General features: G+C 69.2%; 22 protein-coding genes. 9 read left to right on the top strand and 13 right to left on the bottom strand.

Annotation, left to right across the window (positions count from 1 at the left end; all coding sequences use genetic code 11):
- Nucleotides 1-9 precede the first annotated feature (9 nt).
- The 4 genes from BJY22_RS38845 to BJY22_RS38830 are packed head-to-tail and all read right to left on the bottom strand — an operon-like array spanning nucleotide 10 to nucleotide 3,762.
- The gene (locus BJY22_RS38845) at nucleotides 10-981 is read right to left on the bottom strand and encodes an AAA family ATPase (protein WP_167217006.1); all 972 of its coding nucleotides are present in this window, start codon (nucleotides 979-981) and stop codon (nucleotides 10-12) included.
- Entirely contained in the window at nucleotides 978-2,120 is a 1,143-nt protein-coding gene (locus BJY22_RS38840; RefSeq protein WP_167217004.1) for a DUF4350 domain-containing protein, read from the bottom strand. The genes BJY22_RS38845 and BJY22_RS38840 overlap by 4 nt, the downstream gene beginning before the upstream one ends.
- Nucleotides 2,117-2,746, bottom strand: a complete 630-nt coding sequence (locus BJY22_RS38835) for a DUF4129 domain-containing protein (protein WP_337759799.1) — start codon at nucleotides 2,744-2,746, stop codon at nucleotides 2,117-2,119. The genes BJY22_RS38840 and BJY22_RS38835 overlap by 4 nt, the downstream gene beginning before the upstream one ends.
- Nucleotides 2,743-3,762: a hypothetical protein gene (locus tag BJY22_RS38830; protein ID WP_337759798.1), complete on the bottom strand. Its 1,020-nt coding sequence runs from the start codon at nucleotides 3,760-3,762 to the stop codon at nucleotides 2,743-2,745. Before BJY22_RS38830 ends, BJY22_RS38835 begins: the two co-directional genes overlap by 4 nt.
- 254 nt (nucleotides 3,763-4,016) lie before the next feature.
- On the opposite strand from BJY22_RS38830, the gene mtrA reads away from it, so the two are divergent.
- The 5 genes from mtrA to hpf all read left to right on the top strand — a co-directional run bounded on the left by mtrA (nucleotide 4,017) and on the right by hpf (nucleotide 9,875).
- The gene (gene mtrA / locus BJY22_RS38825; protein WP_141859693.1) at nucleotides 4,017-4,694 is read left to right on the top strand and encodes an MtrAB system response regulator MtrA; all 678 of its coding nucleotides are present in this window, start codon (nucleotides 4,017-4,019) and stop codon (nucleotides 4,692-4,694) included.
- Between the two features lie 59 nt (nucleotides 4,695-4,753).
- Nucleotides 4,754-6,514, top strand: coding sequence for an MtrAB system histidine kinase MtrB (gene mtrB / locus BJY22_RS38820; RefSeq protein ID WP_337759797.1), 1,761 nt, complete (start codon nucleotides 4,754-4,756; stop codon nucleotides 6,512-6,514).
- Entirely contained in the window at nucleotides 6,511-8,265 is a 1,755-nt protein-coding gene (locus BJY22_RS38815) for an LpqB family beta-propeller domain-containing protein (RefSeq protein ID WP_167217002.1), read from the top strand. Before mtrB ends, BJY22_RS38815 begins: the two co-directional genes overlap by 4 nt.
- Before the next feature lie 50 nt (nucleotides 8,266-8,315).
- Nucleotides 8,316-9,032 (top strand): ComF family protein, encoded by a 717-nt coding sequence (locus BJY22_RS38810; protein WP_337759796.1) that lies wholly within the window; start codon nucleotides 8,316-8,318, stop codon nucleotides 9,030-9,032.
- A gap of 216 nt (nucleotides 9,033-9,248) precedes the next feature.
- Nucleotides 9,249-9,875 (top strand): ribosome hibernation-promoting factor, HPF/YfiA family, encoded by a 627-nt coding sequence (hpf, locus tag BJY22_RS38805; RefSeq protein ID WP_337759795.1) that lies wholly within the window; start codon nucleotides 9,249-9,251, stop codon nucleotides 9,873-9,875.
- A gap of 97 nt (nucleotides 9,876-9,972) precedes the next feature.
- Here hpf and BJY22_RS38800 read toward each other — a convergent pair whose 3' ends face one another.
- Complete coding sequence (locus BJY22_RS38800) at nucleotides 9,973-10,788, bottom strand: S1 family peptidase (protein ID WP_167216998.1); 816 nt, start codon at nucleotides 10,786-10,788, stop codon at nucleotides 9,973-9,975.
- 145 nt (nucleotides 10,789-10,933) lie between these two features.
- On the opposite strand from BJY22_RS38800, the gene BJY22_RS38795 reads away from it, so the two are divergent.
- The 3 genes from BJY22_RS38795 to BJY22_RS38785 all read left to right on the top strand — a co-directional run bounded on the left by BJY22_RS38795 (nucleotide 10,934) and on the right by BJY22_RS38785 (nucleotide 16,350).
- Nucleotides 10,934-12,145 carry a winged helix-turn-helix domain-containing protein gene (locus BJY22_RS38795; RefSeq protein ID WP_337759794.1) on the top strand — a complete coding sequence of 404 codons (1,212 nt, stop codon included), beginning with the start codon at nucleotides 10,934-10,936 and terminating at the stop codon, nucleotides 12,143-12,145.
- 186 nt (nucleotides 12,146-12,331) lie between these two features.
- Complete coding sequence (gene secA, locus BJY22_RS38790; RefSeq protein WP_167216996.1) at nucleotides 12,332-15,295, top strand: preprotein translocase subunit SecA; 2,964 nt, start codon at nucleotides 12,332-12,334, stop codon at nucleotides 15,293-15,295.
- Nucleotides 15,296-15,393: 98 nt separating this feature from the next.
- Entirely contained in the window at nucleotides 15,394-16,350 is a 957-nt protein-coding gene (locus tag BJY22_RS38785; RefSeq protein ID WP_167216994.1) for an NAD(P)H-dependent flavin oxidoreductase, read from the top strand.
- Here the strand turns inward: BJY22_RS38785 and melA are convergent.
- The 6 genes from melA to BJY22_RS38755 are packed head-to-tail and all read right to left on the bottom strand — an operon-like array spanning nucleotide 16,314 to nucleotide 22,471.
- Nucleotides 16,314-17,609, bottom strand: coding sequence for an alpha-galactosidase (gene melA / locus BJY22_RS38780; protein WP_167216992.1), 1,296 nt, complete (start codon nucleotides 17,607-17,609; stop codon nucleotides 16,314-16,316). The genes BJY22_RS38785 and melA overlap by 37 nt on opposite strands.
- Complete coding sequence (locus BJY22_RS38775) at nucleotides 17,606-18,556, bottom strand: carbohydrate kinase family protein (protein WP_167216990.1); 951 nt, start codon at nucleotides 18,554-18,556, stop codon at nucleotides 17,606-17,608. Before BJY22_RS38775 ends, melA begins: the two co-directional genes overlap by 4 nt.
- Before the next feature lie 3 nt (nucleotides 18,557-18,559).
- Nucleotides 18,560-19,378 (bottom strand): carbohydrate ABC transporter permease, encoded by an 819-nt coding sequence (locus BJY22_RS38770; protein ID WP_167216988.1) that lies wholly within the window; start codon nucleotides 19,376-19,378, stop codon nucleotides 18,560-18,562.
- Complete coding sequence (locus BJY22_RS38765; protein WP_167216986.1) at nucleotides 19,375-20,298, bottom strand: carbohydrate ABC transporter permease; 924 nt, start codon at nucleotides 20,296-20,298, stop codon at nucleotides 19,375-19,377. Before BJY22_RS38765 ends, BJY22_RS38770 begins: the two co-directional genes overlap by 4 nt.
- The gene (locus tag BJY22_RS38760) at nucleotides 20,298-21,608 is read right to left on the bottom strand and encodes an ABC transporter substrate-binding protein (RefSeq protein ID WP_167216984.1); all 1,311 of its coding nucleotides are present in this window, start codon (nucleotides 21,606-21,608) and stop codon (nucleotides 20,298-20,300) included. The genes BJY22_RS38765 and BJY22_RS38760 overlap by 1 nt, the downstream gene beginning before the upstream one ends.
- 35 nt (nucleotides 21,609-21,643) lie before the next feature.
- Nucleotides 21,644-22,471: an endo alpha-1,4 polygalactosaminidase gene (locus BJY22_RS38755; protein ID WP_337759793.1), complete on the bottom strand. Its 828-nt coding sequence runs from the start codon at nucleotides 22,469-22,471 to the stop codon at nucleotides 21,644-21,646.
- A gap of 388 nt (nucleotides 22,472-22,859) precedes the next feature.
- Between BJY22_RS38755 and BJY22_RS38750 the strand changes: the two genes are divergently transcribed.
- Nucleotides 22,860-23,918 carry a glycoside hydrolase family 130 protein gene (locus BJY22_RS38750; RefSeq protein ID WP_337759792.1) on the top strand — a complete coding sequence of 353 codons (1,059 nt, stop codon included), beginning with the start codon at nucleotides 22,860-22,862 and terminating at the stop codon, nucleotides 23,916-23,918.
- A 3-nt stretch (nucleotides 23,919-23,921) separates the two neighbouring features.
- Here the strand turns inward: BJY22_RS38750 and BJY22_RS38745 are convergent, their stop codons facing one another.
- Nucleotides 23,922-24,938 carry an aminoglycoside phosphotransferase family protein gene (locus BJY22_RS38745; RefSeq protein ID WP_167216978.1) on the bottom strand — a complete coding sequence of 339 codons (1,017 nt, stop codon included), beginning with the start codon at nucleotides 24,936-24,938 and terminating at the stop codon, nucleotides 23,922-23,924.
- A 13-nt stretch (nucleotides 24,939-24,951) separates the two neighbouring features.
- Nucleotides 24,952-25,659: a helix-turn-helix domain-containing protein gene (locus tag BJY22_RS38740; protein ID WP_337759791.1), complete on the bottom strand. Its 708-nt coding sequence runs from the start codon at nucleotides 25,657-25,659 to the stop codon at nucleotides 24,952-24,954.
- Between the last annotated feature and the right edge of the window lie 28 nt (nucleotides 25,660-25,687).

The following is a 25,687-nucleotide window of genomic DNA, read 5'->3' as shown; positions in this document are numbered from 1 at the left end:
AGGCCAGCATCAGCGTGGCACCGGAACGGTCGCCAGGACGCTCTCCAGTACTGCGTCAGCGCTGACACCCTCGAGCTCCGCCTCGGGGCGCACCTGGACGCGATGCCGGAGGCAAGGACGCGCCATCGCCTTCACGTCGTCCGGAATGACGTAATCACGGCCCGACAGCCACGCCCACGCCCGCGACACCGCCAGCAGTGCAGTGGCTCCACGCGGCGACACACCCAGCTGTAGCGAGGGCGACTGGCGGGTGGCGCGACACAGGTCCACGACGTACGCCAGCACGTCCTCCCGGACCGCAACCCGTCGTACTGCGTTCTGTCCAGCCGTCAGGTCCTCCGGGCCGGCCACCGGTCGCAGACCGGCCGCGGCCAGGTCTCGTGGATCGAAGCCTTGTGCGTGCCGGGCCAGTACGGCGATCTCCGCGTCCCGCGGCGGGATGTCCAGTGTCACCTTGAGCAGGAAGCGGTCCAGCTGCGCCTCGGGCAGCGGATACGTGCCCTCGTACTCCACAGGGTTCTGTGTGGCCGCCACCACGAACGGCACCGGGAGCTTCCGCGGCTCACCGTCCACGGTGACCTGCCGCTCCTCCATGGCCTCCAGCAACGCCGCCTGTGTCTTCGGCGGCGTCCTGTTGATCTCGTCCGCCAGCAGGATGTTGGTGAACACAGGTCCCGGTCGGAACTCGAACTCACTCGTCTTCGCGTCGTACACCAGCGACCCGGTGACATCGCCAGGCATCAGGTCCGGGGTGAACTGCACCCGCTTGGTGTCCAGCCGCATCGCTGTCGACAACGCCCGCACCATCAGCGTCTTCGCCGTACCGGGGACGCCCTCCAGCAGGACGTGGCCGCGACAGAGCAGGGCGAGCACCAGTGCGGTCACCGCGGTGTCCTGGCCGACCACCGCCTTGCCGATCTCGGTCCGTAGCGCGACCAGCGCCTGTCGGGCCTGCTCCGCGGTGACCTCGGTAGTCGTCACGGGTGTCGTACCTCCTGCGTCAGTACGTCGAGTTCCTGGGACAAGGACATCAGTGCGGCGTCGGTGAGTGGCGGCAGACCGTAGAGCAGCTCGTACAGCATGGCTGGGTCGCGGCCGGTCCGTGCGGCGACCGTAGCGACCACAGCCGACGGATCCGCCCGCCGGGGGATGCCGTGCGCCTTGTGGAGCTGGCCGAGCGCCGACTCGCGCAGCGCCGCCGCAGCTCGGTCGCGGGCCCGCGAGCGGCGGTAGAGCCGCGCCCTGCCTTCAGTGGTCTCGGCAGCGTGCACGATCACCGGCAACCGCTCCGCGACGACAGGTCCGAGCCGGCGGCCCCGCCAGATCGCTACGACCAGTACTGCGAACGCCACCGCCCAGGCGATGTAGCGGACGTCCGGTGGGATCAGCGGCGGACCGTCGTCCTCACCAGGCCCGTTGTATGTCGACTCGTACTGCGGCAGGTACCAGGTCAGGTCCTGGTGCGTGCCGATCAGGTTGAGGGCCAGCGCCGCATTGCCGTCTTCAGCGAGTTGGTCGTTGGTGAACGAGGCCGGCGTGCCGACGACGTCGACGACCCGCCCGTCGACCTCCAGCCTCACCAGGGTGTTGTTGATGCCGTCTCCGTAGCAGGTAGTTGCGCTGTCCGGAGCGGAGTACGTCCGCCCGCCGACGGTGACCGTCCCCGCCTTGACCGCGGCCGGAAGGTCGCAGCGTGCCTCACGACTGCGGGACGCCAGCGACTCACCTGTCGGTCGCACGCCCGGCGCCAGGGCCTCCAGCGCCCGGCTGCTCGGACGAATCAGGATGACGTGGCTCCACCGCGCATCGGCGATCCTGCGCCAGTCGGACTCGTCGAGCGAACCAGACGGCCCGATGATGAGGGCCTTGCCGTCACCTGGCTGTACGGCGTCGTCCAGCGACTCCGTGCTGTGCACCGAGACGTTGTGGTCCTCCAGCAACGCAGCCAGGGCACGTGCCCCGTCAGAGTCGGTGGAGTCGGGGCTGAAAGGTCCTGACGTCCGGGCAGACGTAGCGATCAGGACGCCGATCGCAGCGAGCACGATGAGACCTGTGACCAGCAGGGGCGTCCGGAGCGCCCGCCAGCTCTCACCAACGCTCCGCCCGACCGACGTACTCATACGGTCACCCGAGCAGTCCTCGCAGCGTCGTCAGCAGCCACCACGGCGGCGTACCGCTGCGGCGTTCCCGGACGGTTGCCGTAGACAACCTCCGTGAACACCAGCGCGGCGGGCTGCAGCACGTCACGCAGTACTGGTGCTGCCTGGGACGCGTCAGCGACCACCTCGTACGCCGTCCGTCCAGGGCGCTCGTCCAGCACGGTCCGTTCGGTCAGCTCGGCCACGCACGCGCGGAAGCGACTGCGGATCGCCAATGCGAAGTCACCGGACGCCGCCTCCCGCTCGGCCAGTGCACGGTACTCCGCTGCGCTCTGCGGCCGTGCAGTGTCGAAGACGGCCTGTGACTTCGTCTTGTGACTGGTACGCAACACACCGGCGCGCCAGAGCACCACAACCATGATCAGCACCAGCAAACCGATCAGCATGGCCAGACCGGCGTGGCCGTTCGGTGAGGATCCGGTGAGACTGTCCAGCAGGTCCCCGATCCACTCCATGACCTCGCCGAAGGCCCGCTCGATCAGCGAGCCGGAGTCCCGGTACGTCGACTTGGACAGCTCCTTGGCGGCCTCCTGAGCGGCCTGGTCCCGGTCGATGTCGACCGGCGGCTCCAGCGGGAAGAGGATCACGCGCCCTCACCGGACCACAGCGCGGGCCGCATCCACAGGTCGAGACCTTCTCGCCGTACCCGGAGGTCGAGGTAAATGAGGGCCTGTACGGCGGACATGAAGGCCAGGCTCGCGATCAGCGTCATCAGGGTCGCGACCGCCACCGCCACGCCGAGCACGATCGTCACGACCGTGGCCGCGGTGCTGTCGTCGGAACCGGCCCAGCCGCTGACCGTGATCAACAGCGCGCTCGCCCCGAACTGCAGCGCGTACCCGATGATGTTCACCACCAGCCCGCCGAACAGCAGGATCCCGAACACCCGCCAGAACTTGCCCTTCACCAGCTGCCACGACCGCCGCAGCGCGCCCCACACCCCCACGCGCACAGGGATGTACAGCCCGATGTCCGGCGCATGCCGGCCCTCCATCAGTACGACAGTCCCGGCGAGCACGAGCCGGATACCGAAGATCAGCACGAGTACGCCGCCCACCAGCATCATCACGAGCGCGGCGGCGCCGGCGGCGTCGGACGAGACCGCAGCGTCCGTCCCGGCGCCGATACCGAGCACTGCGAGCCCCCAGCCGCCGATGAGCAGCATGAACGACAGGGACTGCATCAGACCGACGGCAGCGAGTGCGGGCAGCGCAGGTCGTACCAGCCGCATCAACTCGCGCGGCCCGGCCCGGTGCGCCAGCTGAGTCCGTACAGCGGCCAGAGCGATGATTCCGGCCAGCATGCTCGACACCACGGAGAACAGCACGACCTGTACGCCGTACGTCAGCAACAAGGCCGCACCGGCCTGACCGAACGGGTCGTCCGCGCCGAAGAACCCACCGAGACCACCTGGTACGGCGATCTCGGTCAGCACGGCCTGCACCGCGACCAGCGCGATCCCGGCCAGCACCGGCAGGCCCAGCATGATCGTCTTGTTGTCCGCGATCGTCCGGGCCGCGTTGTCGAGCAGGTCCGCGGGCAGCCACGGCCGCAGCGGCTCGGCCGCGACGTCGTCGTGCAACGTCATATCCTGATCGCGCACTGCAGCCTCCTCTCCGCCTGAACCGTCGTACCCGCTGGTCCGTGAGTTGTGGTGAACCCCGGCCGTGCACCATGATCACAGCCCAACTCGGGGTCACACGGCGATCCGGCGTGTGCACTGCCGGGGGAATGGGACACTATCCGTAGTGCGTACGGCCTGGCACCCGCCGGGCGCACACCGATCCGCCAGGATCGGTCAGGATCGGTTGGGACCGGACGGCAAGGAGCTTGGGCGTGGCAGACGGTAACCGGACGATGCGGGGCCGCATCCTCATCGTCGACGACGACACCGCGTTGTCGGAGATGCTCAGCATCGTGCTGCGCAACGAGGGCTATGACACCTATCTGTGTGCGACCGGTGACAAAGCGGTACCGGCGTTCCGGGAGTTCAAGCCCGACCTGCTGCTGCTCGACCTGATGCTGCCCGGGATGGACGGCATCGACGTCTGCCGGGCGATCCGGGCCGAGTCCGGCGTGCCGATCGTGATGCTGACCGCCAAGAGCGACACGGTGGACGTGGTGCTCGGGCTGGAGTCGGGTGCCGACGACTATGTGGTCAAGCCGTTCAAGCCGAAGGAGCTGGTGGCCCGGATTCGGGCCCGGCTGCGCCGGATGGACGAGCCCGGTCCGGAGTCGCTGACCATCGGCGACCTCACCATCGACGTCGCCGGCCACTCGGTGAAGCGGGCCGGCGAGACGATCCAGCTGACGCCGCTGGAGTTCGACCTGCTGGTCTGCCTGGCGTCGAAGCCCTGGCAGGTGTTCACCCGCGAGGTGCTGCTGGAGCAGGTCTGGGGGTACCGGCACGCTGCCGACACCCGGCTGGTGAACGTGCACGTCCAGCGGCTCCGCTCCAAGATCGAGAAGGACCCTGAGCACCCCGAGATCGTGGTGACGGTCCGCGGTGTCGGATACAAGGCTGGTGCGGACTGATCGAGTACGGACGCGGCCAAGAGTCGCAGACTGCCTCCGATGACCAGGCGCCCGATCCGGTGATCGAGCCGGGGCAGGGCACCGGGCCGCAGTCGGGGCAGACGGCCCCGCCTGAGCAGGAGGTGGCCAAGTCCCGCGGGACGGAGCTGGAGCTGACCGCCGCCGCGGCGGACTGGTCTGCCCAGCCGCCGCCGCTGTGGCGTACGCACCCGAAGCACTGGCCGGACGCCTGGCGGCGCTCCATCCAGGCCCGGATCGTCACCGGGACCCTGCTGATGTCGACGCTCGTCCTGATCCTGGTCGGCTGGGTGATGATGAGCCAGGTCACCGACGGTGTCCTGGAATCCCGCCGTACCAGCGCGCAGGCCGAGGTGCGGGCGCAGCTCCAGCAGCTGTCCGTCACCATCGACGCCGCCACCCCCAACACCATCAACCAGGAGCTGTCCAAGCTGGTCCTCGGCACCAACCGCCCGGGCCTGTACGACGTCCTGCTGGTGCCGACCGACCAGGCGGCGTCCAACGCGATCCGCTACACCGGACTGGTCGACAGCGACTCGATCCCGCAGCCGCTGGCCTCCTCGGTGGTGAGCGACCCCACCAAGCTGTGGGACACCTACACGCAGATCAACTACCGGGACAGCCCAAGTGTCCCGGGGCTGGTGATCGGTTCGCAGCTCCGGATCGACTCCACCGGCGACCGGTACGCAATCTACTTCCTCTTCCCGCTCACGGCGCAGCAGGAGACGCTGGACGTCGTACAGCGCGCGCTGGTGACCGCAGGGCTGTTGCTGATCGTCCTGCTCGGCGCCGTGGCCTGGCTGGTCACCCGGCAGGTCGTCACCCCGGTGCGGATGGCCAGGCGGATCGCCGAGCGGCTGGCGGCCGGCAAGCTCGAGGAGCGGATGCAGGTCCGCGGTACCGACGACCTGGCCCGGCTGGCCGTGTCGTTCAACAAGATGGCGTCCAATCTGCAGCGCCAGATCCGCCGGCTGGAGGAGCTGTCCCGGCTGCAGCGCCGCTTCGTGTCGGACGTGTCGCACGAGCTGCGGACGCCGCTGACCACGGTGCGGATGGCCGCCGACCTGCTGCACGAGAGCCGCGACCAGTTCGACCCGATGAGCCGCCGCTCCGTGGAGCTGCTGCAGAACGAGCTCAACCGGTTCGAGGAGCTGCTCGCCGACTTGCTGGAGATCAGCAGGTTCGACGCCGGAGCGGCCGCCCTCGACCTGGAGGACGTGGACCTGCGCGACATCGTCAACCGCGTGCTGGAGAGCCACGAGACCCTGCTGGAGCGCAAGGGCTGCCCGGTCGAGCTCGACATGCCCGCGCCGTGCCGGGCCAAGGTGGACTCCCGCCGGATCGAGCGGATCCTGCGCAACCTGATCGGCAACGCGATCGAGCACAGCGAGGGCCTGCCGATCCGGATCAGCACGGCGTACGACGACGACGCCGCGGCGGTGGCGGTCCGCGACCACGGGATCGGGTTCCGGCCCGAGGAGGCGGAGATGGTGTTCAGCCGGTTCTGGCGGGCCGACCCGGCCCGGGCCCGGACCACCGGGGGCACCGGTCTCGGCCTGTCGATCGCGCTCGAGGACGCCCGGCTGCACGGCGGCCGGCTGGACGCGTGGGGCTCACCCGGTGACGGCGCCTACTTCCGGCTGACGCTGCCGCGACGGCCGGACGTGACGCTCACAGGTTCGCCGCTGCCGGCCCGTCCCGCGGACGCGAGCCGGGTCGTCACGGAGCTGGTCGACGTCGGCGCGCCGTACCAGAAACTGAACAGCACGGTTTCCGGCCGGAGCGGCGGTGAGGAGCAGTGAGGCGCAGACTCCTCGTGGTCCTGGTGTCCGTGGCGATGCTCGCGGGCTGCGCGGCCGTCCCGACCAAGGGCGCCATCCGGTACGGCGACCGGCAGGGGTCGGCACCGGACCTGGGCGGAGTCGGCGTCGAGGCGAAGCCGCCACGGCCGAACGTCGACGCCATGGCCATCGTCAGCGGCTTCCTGGAGGCGATGTCGGACTCCCAGGCGTACGACGTCGCACGGCAGTACATGACGCCGCAAGCCGCGGGGGACTGGAAGCCGGAGTCGCAGACCGTGGTGTACGACCAGCGTCCCGAGTCGCTCACCCGCAAGGGTGACGGGATCCAGCTGACCGCCCGGAAGATCGCCACCATCGGCGAGCGTGGCGAATGGATCCCGGCGCCCGAGAAGGCCAGGGCCGACTTCTTCTTCAAGCTGAAGAAGGTCGACAACCAGCTCCGCGTCGACTCGGCCCCGCCGGGGGCGTACCTGGGCAGCAACCAGGTGGACCTGAAGCTCGCTCCCCGGGACCTGTACTTCTTCAACCAGTCGCGGGAGCTGCTGGTCCCCGACCCCGTCTACCTGCCGCAGAACCTCCCGTCCGGCCAGGCCGCCACCCAGCTGATTCAGGAGCTGCTGAAGGGCCCGACCGGCAGGCTCGGCAACGGTGTCGTGTCGATCGCGCCGCCCGGCACCGAGGTACAGGTGTCCGTCCCGGTCGACCTCGGCGTGGCCACCGTCGCACTGAACGACACCGCCGGATCGCTCCGCGACCAGGAACGCCGGCTGCTGGCGGCCCAGATCGTCTGGACGCTCAACCAGCTCAACCTGCGCGCCAAGATCACCGTCGGCGGCGCGCCGCTGCTGCCGGACGAGCCGGACGTGCTGCCGTTCGCGAACTTCAGCCAGTACGACCCGCAGGTGCCGGGCGGGTCGGTGACCAGGCTGTACGGGCTGCTGAAGGAGGCGCCGCAGCGGATCGTCGGTCTGGACGGCGCGTCCGACATCGCCCCGCAGCCGCTGAACGCCGGCCCGCTGGCGGAGCACAAGGCGCAGTCCTTCGCCGTCACCCTGACCGGCGACGCCGGCGCGATCGTCACCGCCGACGGGGACAGGGTCCTCTACGGACCGCTGGAGCCGACGGACAAGGACGCCAAGGCGACGCCGATCGAGGTCGACGGCAAGACCCTGCCGCCGAGTTTCGACCGCCAGGACAACCTGTGGTTCCTGGACAAGGCCGACAGCGACAAGCCGCGTCTCCGGGTCCGCGACCACGACGGGCCGATCAGAACGGTCCAGACCGACTTCAACGGCGACACCCCGGTGGCGCTGCGGATGGCACCGGACGGGGTCCGGGCGCTGCTGGTGATGCGGCAGAAGGGCACCACGCAGAACTACGTGCAGACCGCCACGATCCAGACCGAGACCGGCGGCAAGGATCTGGTCCTCGGAGCGTTCCGGCCGCTGCGGCTGGCGCTCACCAACATCACCGACGCGGCCTGGAACAAGCAGGGCATCATCGTGATCGGGTCCGGCACCTCGGGCCGCCAGGTGTGGCTGGTCAACACCGACGGGTCCAGCCTGCAGTTGCTGCCCGGCTCGACGCCTGACTTCACCCCCGTTCGCGTCGCCTCGAACCCGAACAAGGACACCCTCCCAGTGATCCAGGACGACGACGGCCACATCCATTGGCTCAGCAAGGACCTGCTCTGGGTCTCCATGGACGCCGACAACAACCAGTCCGTCATCATCCCGACCTACCCTGGCTGACCCGGCGTACGCGAGGTTGTCCACAGGGCGCGGGGACCAGGTTGTGACGGGTGTGGCGCGACGGGGATCGTGGTGGGGTGCTGCTCCGGGACGCGTTCGCCGATCTGGTGCTGGGCGGGCGATGTGCGGGGTGCCAGCGGCCCGGCGTCACTCTCTGTGGTCGTTGCCGTCGGCTACTGACCGAACTGACTCCGTTCCGTCATTGGCCCGACCCGCGACCGGCCGGTCTCGCGCCGACAACCGCCGCCGCGCCGTACGCCGGTGAGCTCCGCAACCTGGTCCTGGCTCACAAGGAGCAGGCGCGGTACGCCCTTGCCGGGCCGCTCGGCCGGTTGCTGGCGGACGTCGTACGGACGGCTCTCGGGGACCGGCGCGCCGCCTGGCTGTGCCCGGTGCCGTCGCCGCGGGCAACGGTCCGGCAGCGCGGGCACGACCCGCTCCGGCGCGTGACGAAGGCCGCCGTCAGATCCCTGTGCAGGCAGGGAATCGACGCGCGTGCGGTCGGCGCGTTGCGGGTCGTCCGGCGTCCCGACGACCAGGCCGGGCTGTCCGCGGAACGCCGTACGGCCAATCTGGACGGGGTTTTCGGGCTGCGTTCGCGCTGGGCTGAAACGCTGATCGATCAACCGGTCGTGCTGGTCGACGACGTGATCACCACCGGTTCCACGCTCAGCGAGGCGTGCCGTGCCTTGGAATCGGGCGGGATCCGGGTCCTCGGCTGCGCCGTGCTGGCCGCCACCGCGCGACACGGGACGTCTGGTTCATGAGAACTTCTCTACCGGTTTTCGCCGAAGCCGACTAGCGTTGGCTTATGACACCCGCTAGGGCTTGTCGGGCAGTGGAGTGGTGGAGGACCGGATCAGCCGGATTCCTCGCCACCGGGTCCGACGGGTTCGACAGCGGGTGTTTTCGTTTCGGGCACCGTCACGACGAGTACGGGGGTCCGAACACGTAAAAGAAGTCGCCGATCGATGGAGGTTTCCGTGGACGTCGTTGTCAAGGGTCATCACTGCGAGGTCAGTGACCGCTTCCGGCAGTACGTCGAGGAAAAACTCGAGCGAATCGAGAAGGTCGATCATCGGGTACTGCGGTGCGAGGTGGAAGTCAGCCAGGAGAAGAACCCGCGACAGCACGATCGGGCGATGCGTGTCGAGCTCACCATGTACACCAAGGGTCCGGTCGTCCGCGCAGAGGCGTGCGGGGAGACCAAGCAGGCAGCGTTCGACGTCTGCCTGGACCGGCTCCGGTCCCAGGTCCGCAAGGCGGCCGACCGGCGCCGTGTGCACCGGGGTGAGCGGACGCCGGAAGGCCTGCGACACGTGAACGCGAAGCAGCCGCTCAACGGCAACGCACCCGTAGTGGAGGAACCAGTCGCCGAGGAAGAGGTGGCGACGCACAAGTACGGATCCCTCACGGTTACCGGCGACGGTCCGCTGGTGATGCGCGAGAAGACCCACACCGCCAAGCCGATGACCCTGGACCAGGCGCTCTACGAGCTCGAACTGGTCGGGCACGACTTCTACCTGTTCGTGGACGCCGACGAGAACCAGCCCAGCGTCGTCTACCGCCGTCGCGGTTACGACTACGGCGTGATCCGGCTGGCCGTCTAGGACCTCGGGAGGAGCACACCAGAAAGGGCCGGGCGACCACCGCCCGGCCCTTCCGCTGGCTCCGGTCTCAGCCGGTCTCAGTTGGTTTCAGCCGGCCTCAGTTGTCGATCTGCTGCTGCAGCGCCGCGGCGTACGTCGCGACCTCGGCGTACACGCCCGGGTTGCCGGCGTCCGCGCAGCCGACGCCCCACGAGACGACACCGAACAGCCGGCCGTTCAGCACCAGCGGGCCGCCGGAGTCGCCCTGGCAGGAGTCCTTGCCGCCGTCCTCGTACCCGGCGCAGATCTCGCCGTCGGCGGTGTAGCCCTCGTTCGCGTACGCCTGCTCGCAGTACGCGTCGCCCAGCACCGGTACGTCGACCTTCTGGAAGGTGTTGGCCGGGCCGGTGCCCTCGGTCTCGCCCCAGCCGTACACGATCGACGCCGCGCCGGCGGCGTCCGCGGCCTTGTCGGTCTCCAGGGCCAGCGTCTCGACGCCCTCGAACGGCGTCGCCAGTGTCATCACGGCGACGTCGTGGCCGGGCGACTTGCCATACTCCGGGTCGACCCAGATGCTGCTGATCTTGGACTCCTTGCCGACCGAGGTGTCGGTCAGGTCGTCGCGGCCCTGGATCGCGGTGTAGGTGGACGCGGCCTCCTGGGCGCAGTGCGCGGCGGTGACGATCTTGTTCGCCTTCACCAGCGTCGAGCCGCACCACTCACCGGTCGGGTCGGGCGAGCCGCTGTTCGACAGCTGGATCGCCCAGGGCGTGTCGGCGGTATGGGCGATGGTGCCGCCGACGATCCGGGTCTTGGGTCCGTCGGGCGACTGCGCGGCCGACGCGGAGCCGGCGACGGCCACCGCACCGAGGGACGCCGCGGTCAGTACGCCGGCTGCCAGGGCAGCGCGGACCACATGCTTCTTTCCTGTCATGCCTCACTCCAGGGTGATAGGGGCCGCACGGGCGGACGGCCTCCCTGGCAGCCTCCCCGAACACAGTCCGTAGCGCACCTCCCACTTTCGGTAACTCAGGAGTTATGCCCACGGACTGTCGGTGGCACCGGGCAGAATTCGGCGCGTGACTACTCAAGCTCTGTCGACGGCTCAGGCGCGGCGGGTGGCGCTGGCGGCGCAGGGGTTCCTGGACCCGCGGCCGAAGGGGGTTCCCGACGCACGGGCGCTGACCAGGGTGCTGGGGCGGATCGGGCTGATCCAGATCGACTCGGTCAACGTCCTGAGCCGGACGCAGTACCTCCCGCTGTACTCGCGGCTCGGTCCCTACCCGCGCGACCTCCTGGACCGCGCCGCCGGGAAGGCCCCGCGTCGCCTGGTGGAGTACTGGGCGCACGAGGCGTCCCTGGTCCCGGTCGAGACGCACCCGCTGCTGCGCTGGCGGATGGCGCGCGCGACGACCGAGGCGTGGGGCGGCCCGCGGTCGATCGCGAAGGAGCGGCCGGAGCTGCTCGAGCAGGTGCTCGCCGACGTCCGGAACCACGGCCCCCTGACCGCCCGCGAGATCGACGACGACGTCGAGCGGTCCCGGGACAACTGGGGCTGGAACTGGTCCGACGTGAAGCGCGCCCTGGAGTTCCTGTTCTTCGCGGGCGAGATCACGGTCGCCCGGCGCAACCAGCAGTTCGAGCGGCTGTACGACGTACCGGAACGGGTGCTGCCCCGCGCGGTCGTCGACACGCCGACGCCGTCGCCGGACGAGGCGCACCGCGGGCTGGTGTCGATCGCCGCCCGGGCGCACGGCGTCGCGACCGCGCAATGCCTGCGGGACTACTTCCGGACGGCGCCGGAGCCGACCCTGCAGGCGATCTCCGAGCTGGTCGCCGAGGGCGAGCTGCTTCCGGTCCGGGTCGAGGGGTGGAAGCGCCCGGCGTACCTGCACCGCGACACCCGCCTGCCGCGTCGGGTGAACGCCCGGGCCCTGGTCAGCCCGTTCGACTCACTGGTCTTCGAGCGGACCCGGACCGAGGTCCTCTTCGACTTCCGGTACCGCATCGAGATCTACGTCCCGGCGGAGAAGCGCGTCCACGGGTACTACGTGCTGCCCTTCCTGCTCGGGGACCGGCTGGTCGCCCGCGTGGACCTGAAGGCCGACCGCGCCGCCGGCGTCCTGCTCGTCCAGGCGGCGCACGCGGAGCCGAAGGCGCCGGTGGAGACCGCCGACGAGCTGGCCTCCGAGCTCGTCCAGCTGGCCGGCTGGCTCGGGCTGGACCAGGTCCGGGTGGCGGGCGGCGGTGACCTGTCGCCAGCACTCAGTGACGCTCTGCGGGGTTCCTGAGCAGCTGGCGGGAACTTTCGGGCAGGCTCACGCGTGGGTCGAGTAGGGCTCGAGGCACGCTGCGGGCGTGGCTTGGCACACCCGGCCCCGTACGATGGGGGACGCACGCCCACCGGGAGGGTCGGTCGTGCCCTGTCGGCGTTCGGCCGTCCCCAGGCTTCAGCAGCAAGGAGAGAACTCCCCACCATGAAGGTTGTCGACAAGGTTCTGCGGATCGGCGAGGGCAAGATCCTCCGCCAGCTGCAGGGCATCGCGAAGATGGTCAACTCGATCGAGGACGACTTCAAGACGATGTCCGACGAGGAGCTGCGCGGCCAGACCGCGGAGTTCAAGCAGCGCCACGAGAACGGGGAGTCCCTGGACGCGCTGCTCCCGGAGGCCTTCGCGGTGGTCCGGGAGGCGGCCCAGCGGACGCTGCACCAGCGGCACTACGACGTCCAGATCATGGGCGGCGCGGCGCTGCACATGGGCAACATCGCCGAGATGAAGACCGGTGAGGGCAAGACCCTGGTCGGCACGCTGCCGACGTACCTGAACGCGTTGTCCGGCAAGGGCGTGCACGTGGTCACGGTGAACGACTACCTGGCCAAGTACCAGGCCGAGTGGATGGGCCGGGTGTACCACTTCCTCGGCCTCGACTACGGCGTGATCCTGCCCGAGATGACGCCGGGCGAGCGCCGGATCGCCTACGCCAAGGACATCACCTACGGCACGAACAACGAGTTCGGCTTCGACTACCTGCGCGACAACATGGCGCAGACCATCGAGGACTGCGTCCAGCGCGAGCACAACTACGCGATCGTGGACGAGGTGGACTCGATCCTGGTCGACGAGGCGCGGACCCCGCTGATCATCTCCGGCCCCGCCGAGGACTCCAAGCGCTGGTACGTCGAGATGGCCCGGATCGCGAACTCGCTGAAGCCCTGGACGCTGGCCGACGAGGCGGAGCTGAAGCGGAAGAACCCGCGGATCACCGACGCCGAGATCGACGACACCAAGCGCCGGGTCGCCGACTACGACGTCGACGAGAAGAAGCGCACGGTCGCGATCCTCGAGCGCGGCATCGAGAAGGTCGAGGACCGGCTCGGCATCGACAACCTGTACGAGTCGGCCAACACCCCGCTGATCAGCTACCTGAACAACGCGCTGAAGGCCAAGGACCTGTTCCACCGGGACAAGGACTACGTGGTGGTCGGGGGCGGCGGACAGGAAGAGGTCCTGATCGTCGACGAGCACACCGGCCGGACGCTGCACGGCCGCCGCTACAACGAGGGTCTGCACCAGGCGATCGAGGCCAAGGAAGGCGTCGAGATCAAGGAGGAGTACCAGACCCTCGCGACGATCACGCTGCAGAACTTCTTCCGCCTCTACGACAAGCTCGCCGGCATGACCGGTACGGCGATGACCGAGGCGAACGAGTTCTCCAAGATCTACAAGCTCGGCGTCGTCCCGATCCCGACCAACAAGCCGATGGTCCGCGCCGACGAGCGGGACCTGATCTTCCGCACCGAGGACGCCAAGTTCGAGGCGGTGGTCAAGGACATCGTCGAGGTGCACGCGACCGGGCAGCCGATCCTGGTCGGTACGACGTCGGTGGAGAAGTCGGAGCGGCTGTCGCGGATGCTGCTCAAGGAGAACGTCAAGCACGAGGTGCTGAACGCGAAGCAGCACGAGCGGGAGGCGGCGATCGTCGCCGAGGCCGGCCGCAAGGGCGCGGTCACGGTGGCGACCAACATGGCCGGCCGTGGTACCGACATCATCCTCGGCGGCAACCCGGAGTTCCTCGCCGACAAGGAGCTGCGCGCCCGCGGCATCGACCCGGCCGAGTTCCCGGAGGAGTACGAGGCGGAGTACCCGGCCGTCCTCGAGCAGTTCGAGAAGCAGGTCAAGGCGGAGCAGGAGGAGGTCCGCGGACTCGGCGGCCTCTACGTGCTCGGCACCGAGCGGCACGAGTCGCGCCGCATCGACAACCAGCTCCGCGGCCGGTCCGGCCGTCAGGGCGACCCGGGCCTGTCCCGGTTCTACCTGTCGCTGGAGGACGACCTGATGCGGCTGTTCAAGCGCGAGATGGTCGACTGGGCGATGTCGCGGAACAACGACGACAGCCAGCCGCTGGAGAACAAGGTCGTCACCAAGGCGATCGCGTCCGCGCAGTCCCAGGTCGAGGCGCAGAACTTCGAGACCCGGAAGAACATCCTCAAGTACGACGACGTGATGAACCGGCAGCGGCACGTCGTGTACGACGAGCGCCGCCGGGTGCTCGAGGGCGCCGACCTGCGCGAGCAGGTGCAGGACATGCTCGAGGAGACCGTCACGGGGTACGTGCAGGGCGCGACCGCGGACGGGTTCGCCGAGGACTGGGACCTGGACGCGCTGTTCACCGCGATGCGGACGCTCTACAAGAGCGAGCTCACCGAGGAGCAGCTGATCGAGGAGGCCGGCGGCGAGAAGGCGGGCCTGACCCAGGACTTCCTGGTCGAGCGGTTCCTCGAGGACGCGAACGCGGCGTACGAGCGCCGTGAGGAGTCGCTCGGCGAGGAGGCGATGCGCGAGCTGGAGCGCCAGGTCGTGCTGAGCGTGCTGGACCGCAAGTGGCGCGAGCACCTGTACGAGATGGACTACCTGCGCGAGGGCATCGGCCTGCGGGCGATGGCGCAGCGCGACCCGCTGGTCGAGTACCAGCGCGAGGGCTACGACATGTTCGCCGCGATGATGGAGTCCATCAAGGAGGAGTCGGTCGGCTTCATCTTCAACGTCGAGGTGAACGTCGAGGCGGCCCAGGCACTCGCCGAGGAGGCGCAGCCGGCCGAAGGCCTCGAGGGACGCCGGATCCAGGACATCCTGACCCCGGGCGCGCCGGTCGCGGAGTTCGACGGCCGGACCGAGGACGGCGAGCGGCCGCAGGACACGCCGCGCCAGGCCCCGAAGCTGCGGGCCAAGGGCCTGTCCAACGAGCCCCGGCAGCAGCGGCTGACGTACTCCGCTCCGACCATCGACGGTGACGACGAGGTCTCCACGCACCAGGACGCCGTCGAGGACGGCCAGCTCGAGTACGCCGGTACGCCTCGTAACGCCGCCTGCCCGTGCGGCTCCGGCAAGAAGTACAAGCGCTGCCACGGCGACCCGCAGTCGGACGCCTACAAGTTCTGACCCGCACCACCGACAGCCGGCCCGCATTTGTGGGCCGGCTGTCGTGCGTGTGGCGCCTGCCATGGCGGCGGGGCGCTGCGGTGTGGTGCGGTGGGGGTATGTGGCTGACGGAGAAGTTCGGGCTGGCGGTGCCGGTGGTGGGGGCGCCGATGGCGAATGTGAGTGGCGGGAAGCTCACGGCGGCGATCTCGGCCGCGGGTGGGCTGGGGATGCTCGGGGCGGGATCGGCGGTCACGGCCGAGTGGATCCGTACCGAGGGCGCGATCGCGGCCGCGGGCGGGGCGCCGTACGGCATCGGGTTGATGGCCTGGTCGGTGGCGGATCACCCTGAGCATCTCGAGGCGGTGCTGGAGCTGAAGCCGGCGCTGGTCTCGCTGAGCTTCGGGGACTACCGGCCGTACGTCGGCCGGCTGCAGGACGCGGGGATCGTGGTCGCGACGCAGGCCGGGACGGTCGCCGACGCCCGGGAGGCGGTGCGGGCCGGGGTCGACGCGATCGTCGTCCGGGGCGCCGAAGCGGGCGGCCACGGACGGAACGCGGTGGCGACGCTGCCGTTGCTGCAGGCGATCCTGGACCTGACGGACCTCCCGGTGCTCGCGGGCGGCGGGATCTCCGGGCCGCGCGGACTGGCGGCCGTCCTGGCGGCCGGGGCGGTCGGCGGGTGGATCGGTACGGCGTTCCTCACCTGCGTGGAGGCGCAGACGAAGGAGCCGGTGCGGCGGGCGGTCATCGAGGCCGACGAGACCGACACCGTCTACGGCACGGTGTTCGACGCCGCGTCCCGTGCGGGCTGGCCGGACGAGTTCGGCGGCCGCGCGCTCCGCAATGCGTACTTCGACACCTGGGCCGGGCGTGAGCAGGAGCTGAAGTCCGACGACGCCGGCCATGCCGAGTACGTCGAGGGCACGAAGGCCGCCGACCCGGCCCGCACGTCGATCTACGCGGGCCAGGGCGTCGGCGCGCTCACCGGTCAGCCGACCGCGGCCGAGGTCGTGGCCGGCTTCGCGACGTACCGCGACTATCTGAGGGCCGCCCTCAACGACGGGTCCAAGTAGTTGCGGTGAGCAAGCACCAGGTCGTTGCAGAGCTCCCAGATCCGCTCCACCGGTAGCGCGGCCGCGGTCGCGGGGTCGACCATCACGGCCTGGCGGATCGCCCGCGGGTCCTCGTCGATCGCGGCCTGTACGGCGAGTTCTGCCACGTTGAGGTACGAGCGGTTGAGGGCGGCGCACTGGGCCGGCAGTGCGCCGACCGCGGTCGGCTGGATGCCCGTAGCGTCAACCAGACAAGGGACCTCGACGATTGCGCCGGACTGCAGGTTGGAGATCAGGCCGGTGTTCGGGAGGTTGGCGTAGACGGTGCGGGGTGTGCCGGTGACGATGCTGTGGATGATCTGCGGGGCGTACTCCGTCGTCGGCTCGACCTCCACCGGATCGCCTGCCTTGAGGGCGTTCCGGGTCTGCTCGTAGGTGGCCAGGTTGTCCGCGACGATGTCCAGGTACGCCCCGATCGGCAGCCGTAGCCGTTCGACCTCGGACGCGTGCGAGAGGTACCACGGGACGTACTCCGACGAATGCTCACTCGTCTCCGTCGGGTAGAACCCGAGCCGCCGGTACATGTCGACGCGGACCCGCCGCAGCAGCTCCGGGTCCGCCGCGATCGCCTCGTCCAACCGGTCGTACAGGTTCTCGTTGTCGTGCTCGAAGCGCAGTACCCACGACTGGTGGTTGACCCCGGCGGCCAGGTAGGTGACGTCGTCGTACGGTACGCCGACCAGCTCGGACAGGCCGTGCATCGTCCAGTAGACCGAGTGGCAGAGGCCGGCGACGTTGCGGACGCCGAGCGCCTTGAGGTACCAGACGTTCATCACCATCGGGTTGGTGTAGTTGAGCAGCCACGCATCCGGGCAGACCTCGGCGATGTCCTTCGCGAGGGCCCGCAGGACCGGGAACGTCCGGAGCGCGCGGAACACGCCGCCCACGCCGAGGGTGTCGCCGATCGTCTGGCGGAGCCCGTAGCGGGCGGGGATCTCGAAGTCGGTCCGCGTGGCCGCGTTCATCCCGACCTGCACGATGTTGATCACGAAGTCGGCGCCGTCCAGCGCCGCGCGACGCTCGAGGTGTGTGGTGATCCGCGGCGTCACGTGGTGGTGGCGGGCGAGGTACGCCGCGGCCGCTGCCGCCGTCGCCAGCCGCTCGGGATCGATGTCGTGCAGCCGGATCTCCAACCGTCCCAGATCGAGATCGAACAGGTCGGCCAACAGTCCTTGGGTGAACACGACGCTTCCGGCTCCCACGAAAGCGATTGTCGTCATGGCGTCACACTCCCGAGGGCCTCGTCCCAGGTAGGTTGTGCGGCGGTCCCGCCGGCGCCGCGGGTGGAGAGCGAACCGCAGGCGGTCGCGATCGCCAACGCACGGTCCGGCTTGAATCCGTTCAGTACCGCGGCCACCCATCCTGCGTCGAAGCTGTCGCCCGCTCCGACCGCGTCGATCGCGTCCACCTTCAGCGCCGGCGCAGTGATGACCCTGGACCCATTGTGAGCCAGAGCACCCTCCGGCCCGTTCTTCACGACGACCAGGCTCCCCCCGAGGCTCCCTCCGCGGCTCCCGGCGCGGGCCAGGATTCCGGCGGCGTCCTCGACCGAGTGGTGACCTGTGAGCGCGAGGGCCTCGGCCGCGTTGGGCAGGAAGTAGTCGGTGACCCGGAGGATCGGATCGAGGACCACGCGATCCCAGCGGCCGGACGGGTCGTCGTTCGGATCCAGCGACGTGGTGGCCTTGGCGGCCTTGGCCTCCTGGAAGATCCCCGCCAGGCCGTTCGCAAGCCCCGGCATCAGGTAGAACGAGGCAGCATGCACATGCCGCACCGACCGCACGAGCTCCGGCGGTACATCCTCCGCCACAGTGCTGGCCAGACATCCGGCTGACGTCAGGATCGCGCGATCGTCCCCCGAGGTGAGGATCGTGGTCAAGGGTGTCGGCAGCTCCGGATCAGTGACCAGCGCGTCGACGTTCACGCCCCGGTCCGCCAGCGACGTACGGACGAAGTCGCCGGCCGGATCGTCGCCGACGCGACCCGCGAACGCGACGTTGAGGCCGAGCCGCGCGGCGCCGCAGGCCATGATCGCGGCCGAGCCGCCGAGGACGAGGGAGCCGTGGGGAACGAGGCGTTCCCGTTGGCCGAAGAGGATCGGCTGGTCGACGGGCCCGACGACGATGTCGGGGTTCGCGTCACCGATCACGAGAAGATCGAAACTCATGTGTCAGCCTTTGAGTCCGGTGGATGCCAGCGAGCGGATGAATGCCTTCTGGGCCAGGAGGAACCCCAGCAGGACGGGCAGCACGGTGATGACGTTGCCGGCCATCACGGCGGACCACTGGGTGTGGTGCTGCCCCTGGAACGTGGTCAGTCCGAGCTGGAGGGTGTAGGTGGATTCGCCGTTGATCGCGATCAACGGCCAGGTCAGGTCGTTCCAGGTCGCGAGGAAGGTCAGGACGGCGACGGTGCTCAACGCCGGACGGGCGAGCGGCAGCACGATCGACACCAGGATCCGGAGCCGGCCGCAGCCGTCGATCCAGGCCGCCTCCTCGAGCTCCCGCGGCAACGAGACGAAGAACTGCCGGAAGAGGAACACGGACAGCGGTGTCACCAGCGACGGAACGATCAGCGCGCCGAGTGTGTCGATCAGTCCGAGCTGCTTCATCACCAGGAACGTCGGGATCATCGTCAGCTGGAACGGGATCACCATCGTCGCCAGCATCAGCCCGAGTACGAGCTTCGACCCGGCGAACCGGATCCGCGCGAACGCGTACCCGCCGAGCGAGCCGAGCACCAGGTTCGCGGTCACGGCCACCGCGGAAACGATCAGGGAATTCAGGAACCACTGCGGAAACAGTGCGTTTCCGAGCACGTACCGGTACCCGTCGAGCTTGATCCCCTGCGGCCACAGCGCGGGCGGAAAACGGTTGATTTCCGCGTTGCTCATCACCGAGCTGATCAGCAGCCACACCAGCGGCAACGCGAACAGTACCGCCAGCGGCGCGAGCACGAGATGCCAACCGCTGAAGGGCAGTCGCTTCATCGGGCCACCCTCCGCCGGTAGACCTGCAGCGCGACGCCGATGACGAGCAGCGCGACCGCCAAGGTGTACGCCGCCGCCGCGCTGTACCCGGCCGTGAACGTCTTGAACGCCTTCTCCCAGATGAAGTACACGATCACGGTCGTCGACCCGAGCGGTCCGCCCTTCGTGGTGACGAACACCAGGTCGAACACCTGCAACGCGTTGATGGTTTGGAACAGCAGCAGGAAGATCGTCACCGGCGTCAGTGCGGGCAGCGTGACGTGCCGCAGTACACCCCAGCGATTCGCGCCGTCGATCCGCGCTGCCTCGACCAGGTCGCTCGAAACCCCTTGCAGACCGGCCAGGTAGACGATCACGCAGAACCCGGTGCCGCTCCACAGCGAGATCGCGACCAGCAGGTAGAGCGCCTGCCCCGGATCGCTGAAGAACCCCTGCGCCGGCAACCCGAGCTTGTGCAGCACCGAGTTCGCCGCGCCGAACTCCGGGTCCAGTACGAACGAGAACAGCACGCCCTGCGCCGCCGCCGACACCACGAACGGTACGAACACCAGCGTCCGGTACAGCCCGATCAGCGCGATCTTCCGATCCAGCGCGATCGCGATCGCCAGCCCCGCGACGACACTCAACGGCACATAGAGCGCGGCGTAGACAACCGTGTGCGAGACCGCCGACCCGAACGACGGATCCTTCAGCAGCGCCTTGTAGTTCGCGAGGCCGACCCACTCGCTCGGCGACACCAGGTCGTTGACCTGGAACGACAACAGCAACGACCACAGCACCGGTACGACGCTCAGCCCGAGGATCAGCAGCACCGACGGGCTCACGAACACCCACCCGGTCGCTCCCTCACCACGCCTCCGTCGCCGCGCGGCCGCCCGGCTCCGTGGGTCGACGGTGAACGTACCGACCACGCTCGCCATCAGTTCGGCACCGCCAGCACCTGGTTGCACTGGTCGACAGCCTTCTTCAAAGCCTCCGCAGGACTCTGCTTCCCGAGCAGTACGGCGGAAATCGCTTCACCGACGTGCTGCGAGATCTTCGGGTACGCCGAGATCGTCGGCCGCACCTTCGCGGTGTCGAGCGCCGTCACGAACACGTCCAGCCCGTTCGTCTCCGCGGAATGCTTCTTCCACTGCGGGAGTTCCGCGGTCGCCTTGGTGATCGGCAGGCTGCCGCCCTTGACGTCCCACTGGATGTCCTGCGCCGGATCCGCCAGCCAGGTGACGAACTCGGTGGCCGCCTTCACCTTGGCCTTGCCGTTGTCGAAGATCGTCCAGGTGTCCGGACCGGAGATCGTCACCGGTTTCCCGGAGTACGACGGCAGCGGAACGACGCCGTACTCGATGCCGTTGTCGTTCAGTTCGGGGAGCTGCCAGGGGCCGGTGGCAACCATTCCCATCCGGCCGCCGAGGAACACCTGGTACAGCTGCTCGCTGCCCGGTTTCGGGTCGACGTACAACGACTTGTCGATGCGCAGCCGGTCCAGCGTCTCGAGAGCCCGCGCGCCGACGGTGTCGAAGCCGGCCTTCTTGCCGTCGCCACTGACCACGTCGCCGCCGAGGTCCCAGATCATCGGCCAGAGCCGCCACACGGTGTCCTCGTCGCCGACGCCCGGCCAGCCGGTGCCGAAGACGCCCTTCGCCGGGTTGGTCAGCTGTTTCGACGCGGCGACGAAGTCGTCCCACGTCCAGCCCGGCTTCGGCGCCGGTACGCCGGCCGCGGCGAACAGCTTCTTGTTGTAGACCACGCACAGCGAGTCGAGCAGCGCCGGCGCGGCGCGGACCTTGCCCTTCACGCTGACCGCGTCCTTCGCGGCCGGCCAGTAGTCGTCGATCTTCAGCTGACCGGTGAGATCGGCGACCTTGGGACTCTTGGTCAGGCTGGCGAGATCCGACCCGAAGATGTACGCGATGTCCGGGTAGGACCCGGCCGCCAGACCCGCGGTGACCTTCTGCAGCATGCTGTCCGCGGTGACTCCGCCACCGCCCCCGACCACCTTGATCTTCGGGTGCGACTGGTTGAACGCGGTGATCAGGGCGTCGATCGCGGCCTTACCGAGATCCACCTGACCGTGCCAGAGGTCGAGCGTCACGACACCGTCGGCGCCGACTCCCTGGTCGTCGTCGTTCTTGCCGCAGGCACCCACGGTGCCGGCTGTGCCGACGGCGGCCAGTGCGGCCGCGGCCCGGAGAACGTCGCGGCGGGACAGGTTCGGAGCATGCTGGGACATGAGGGTCTCCAGAAAAGGGGTGGGGGAAAGGAGTTTCAGCAGGTCTTGCGGACGTACCCGGGATCGCCCGGAGTGGACACGTCCACGTCGCGCTGCACGATCGAGAGCGTTCCGCCGTACTGCGAACACGCCGTACGCCGGCCCTCGCCGGTGTACTCGATCACGATCACGTTGTTGCCGAAGGCATCGACGTAGTCACCGCACTCGTCGTACTGGCCGCATTCCTCGGCGACCGCGAAGTCCAGGCCGACCGCCTGCCGGTCGCCGGCGAGCTCGACCGTGTTCTTCTGGCCGATCGCCAGATTCTTGCCGTGGGCGTGCGTGGCCAGCAAGGTCAGGTAAGCCTTGGCCTGAGCGGCGGTGAGCAGGTTCCGCGAGCGGGTGTAGCTGTCGTAGTTGTCCGGCTCGATCGCCCGGTAGCCCTTGGCGGCGCAGCCGTCGATCCAGCCGTTGACCTTCGCGGCGATCCGGGTCCGCTGGTCCGCCGTCCGGAGGTCGAGCAGTGGCTCGCCCCAGTCCTCGTCGATCACGAGGTTGCCGTCGGCGTCGCGGAGCAGCAGGTCGGGTGCCCATTGGTCCTGTTCGCCGGGCTGGACCTGGAAGGCGTTGACGTAGCAGATGTTGTAGAGCCCGGCGGCCGGTGCGGCGGTCCGGTCGCGGGTGACCACCTGGACGCCGACGGGCGGGGTGTACGCGCCGCCGATCTGGTAGTCGAACTTCGCGTGCGCCGGCGGGAGCGTGACGGCCGCGTCGGCAGGGTTTCGGGTGAGGGCGGAGGCGGCGAGGGTGGAGGCGGTGAGCGCGAGGGCGGTCGTGAGCACGGCCGCGACTGCTGCCGGCAGGCGGCGGGTGAGTCTGGACACGATTGGCTCCATCGGTCCCGGGGACGCGACCCCGCCTCGGGCTTCTCAGTTCCCTGGCGCCGGAAAACCGGACTTCAGGCCGTCGGCCTGGTACCGGCTGGGTGCGTCACTGCCGACCAGTGAAGCGCTCCGCCCGGACGCTCGTCAAGCGATCGGCTGCAAACGAGTGCTCGGAACCGGCCAGAGATTGCGTTAGTGCGCAAGCCGCCGGAATTTGACGGCGATGGCTTCAACCGGTTTAGATGCCTCTTAAACCGGTTTAAAGCGACGGCCGCTCACGCTGCCGGCCCCGGCTGCAGACGGCGTGTCCGAGAGGTCCACGCCGATGACGAATCTGTTGCCGGGCGTCGAGGGCGGACCCGAAAACGCTGTCCCAGAAAGGCTTCTCGTGACATTTCCCTACACTCTCACGCGCGTCGGCGTCCTGATGACCGCCGAGCCGGGCAACGAGCTCGAGGCCGAGGGGGTGCTGAACCCCGCCACCGGGCACACCCCCGACGGCCGGCTGTACCTGCTGCCGCGGCTGGTTGCTACGGGCAACGTGTCCCGGGTCGGACTGGCCGCGGTCGAGCTGACCGACGGGATACCGTCCGGTGTCCGTCGGGAAGGTGTCGTGCTCGCCCCGGACGAGGGCTGGGAGCGCGGGAAGAACAACGCCGGCGTGGAAGACCCGCGGGTCACCTACGTGCCGTCGCTCGGCCTGCATGTGATGACGTACGTCGCGTTCGGTCCGCTCGGGCCGAAGCCCGCGCTCGCGGTGTCGTCGGACCTGCGGGACTGGCGGCGGCTCGGTCCGCTGCATTTCGAGTATCAGCCCGGGCTGGACACCGACCTCAACCTGTTCCCGAACAAGGACACCGTTTTCTTCCCGGAGCCGGTGCCGGGTCCGGACGGCGTTCCGTCGTACGCGATGCTGCACCGGCCGATGTGGGACCTGGGGTGGTTCCGTGAGGGCGAGGGCGTGCATCTGCCGGCGGGCGTGCCGGACGACCGTCCGGGGATCTGGGTGTCGTTCGTCCCGGTGACGGCCGTCGAGGAGGATCTGCGCAACCTCGTGCACCTGCGGGAGCACCGGCTGGTCGCGATGCCGGAGTACCCCTTCGAGGAGTTGAAGATCGGCGCCGGTCCGGCTCCGCTGCGGGTCCCAGAAGGCTGGCTCGTCATCCATCACGGCGTCACCGGCGAGCGGCCCGAAGGTTTCGACCCGGCAACCCAGAAGGTCTGCTACGCCGCCGGCGCGCTGATTCTGGACCCCGAGGACGTCACGCGGGTCGTCACGCGCACGACCGAGCCGCTGATGGTTCCGGAAACCGAGGAGGAAACGGTCGGAACGGTAGGAAACGTCGTTTTCCCGACCGCGATCGAGGAGGTCGACGGGATCCGCTACGTCTTCTACGGCATGGCCGATGCCGCCATCGGTGTCGCCCGGCTGGACCGGAGTTCCTGATCGTCAGCTGAGTGCCTCGGCGCACCGCTCCGCGACGTACAGCAGGGCCTGACCGCGCTGGTGGAACAGGTGGCGGCTGTCGACCTGGCGGTGGTAGGCGTTGTGCGTGGTGTCGGACGCCCGGCCGAGTAAGTGGGGCAGCAGCCACGCGTACTTCACACCGGACGCCATCACCGCCAGCCGCACCTGGTCCCGGTTGCCACGCCACCCCGCCTCACGCAGGCCGTCGAGGTAGTTGGTGATGCAGGTGTCGGCGAGTTCGGGGAGACGTTCGTCCGGCCAGAAGAGGTCGAACACCGCGTCCGGGATGTAGTTCCCGATGTCCTCACCGAGCGCGCCGTCGCCGTAGAACGCCCAGTCGAACAAGGCGAGTTCGCCGGTTGGCCGCTGGATCACGTTCGACACCCAGAAGTCCAGGTGGCAGCGGGCGCGGGGGAGAGCAGCCACCAGGTCGAGCAGTGCCTCACGGTGGACGAGCAGCCGGGTCCAGGCCTCTCGCAGCCTGGCCGGCCACGTCTCCCGGATGAGTGGCTGCTGCCAGGCGGTGTCGTCGGTCATCAGGTGCCACGGGACGTCTCGGGTCGTCGAGTAGTCGCGGAGGAAGCCCGTCGACGTCCACGGTCGCTCCCCGGTGGGGCGGGCCTGCCAGCGACCGCAGGCCCGCGCGAGTGCGGCGTGTTCCGCGAGGCTGAAGTGCGTGCCCGGCGTACCGCGGATGTCTTCCATGAGCAGGACGGCGCCGTCAGGTCCTTCGTCGACCTGCGCCTCGGGCAGGACCAGTCCGGTGTCGGCGAGTCGTGCGCGGAGTTCGTCGTCGCGGTACACCTCGAGCTCGCGGCGCCAGTAGTTCCAGTGCCGCGGGTCTGTCGAGGCGGCCCACGGACCGGAAGACCCGGTCGGCCGCCGAAGTTCCTTGCGTACGACGGTCCGGCCGTCGGCGTAGGTGATCCGCTCGACGTTCGCCGTCACCGCGTTGAGCGGGTTGTGCCGCAACGTCGTCGTGGTACCGACTTCGCTCATGCAGAGCAGTGTGTCAGCCCAGCAGGATCTTCGGCGGCAGACCGGTGAGGGCTTTGACGTCGCGGGTGAAGTGGGCCTGGTCGGCGTACCCGGTGATCATGGCGACGTCCGCGAGCGGCAGGCCGGTGCGGGCATGGTCGAGCGCGACGTTCATCCAGAGCACGCGGTCGAGCATCTTCGGCCCGTAGCCGAACGCGTCCAGACAGCGGCGATGCAGCTGCCGCTCGCTCAGGCCGATCGTCCCGGCGAGGCGGGAGACGCCGGCCGTGCCGCGGAGCAGGCCGCTGCGGACGCTGCGCAGTACGTGGGCTGTCAGACGGTCGGCGGGCTCTTCGACCAGCTTCGCGACCTCCAGGTCCAGGGCTGTTGCCCGGTCCGGCGCCGCGCGGATGCGGTCCAGGAGCCGTCTGCTGCGGTTCGGCGACCAGAGGTCGGCCAAGCGGACCCGTTCGTTCAGCAGTTCGCGGGCGGGTACGCCGATGAACGCCGGCGCGGCACCGGGCGCGAACCGGATCCCGGCGTACCGCGTCCCGCGCGGCGCGCTGCCCGTCCAGGCACGGCTGTCCGGCCCGGCGACGATCAGGTCGTCGTCCATGAGTAACAGGTCCATGCAGCCGTCGGGGAGGATCCGGTACTCCCCGCCTTCCGCCGTACGTGTCCACAGGTCGGCGCCGGCGATGCGCGCGGGGCGCTCCCGGTACGGCTCGACAGCGACGGTCACCTCTCCAGTTTGCTACGCCCCGCCGACA

Origin of the sequence: Kribbella shirazensis, from assembly GCF_011761605.1 — a bacterium.
In the GTDB taxonomy this organism is placed as follows: Bacteria; Actinomycetota; Actinomycetes; order Propionibacteriales; family Kribbellaceae; genus Kribbella; species Kribbella shirazensis.
This window is presented reverse-complemented; position numbering and strand designations above follow the sequence as displayed.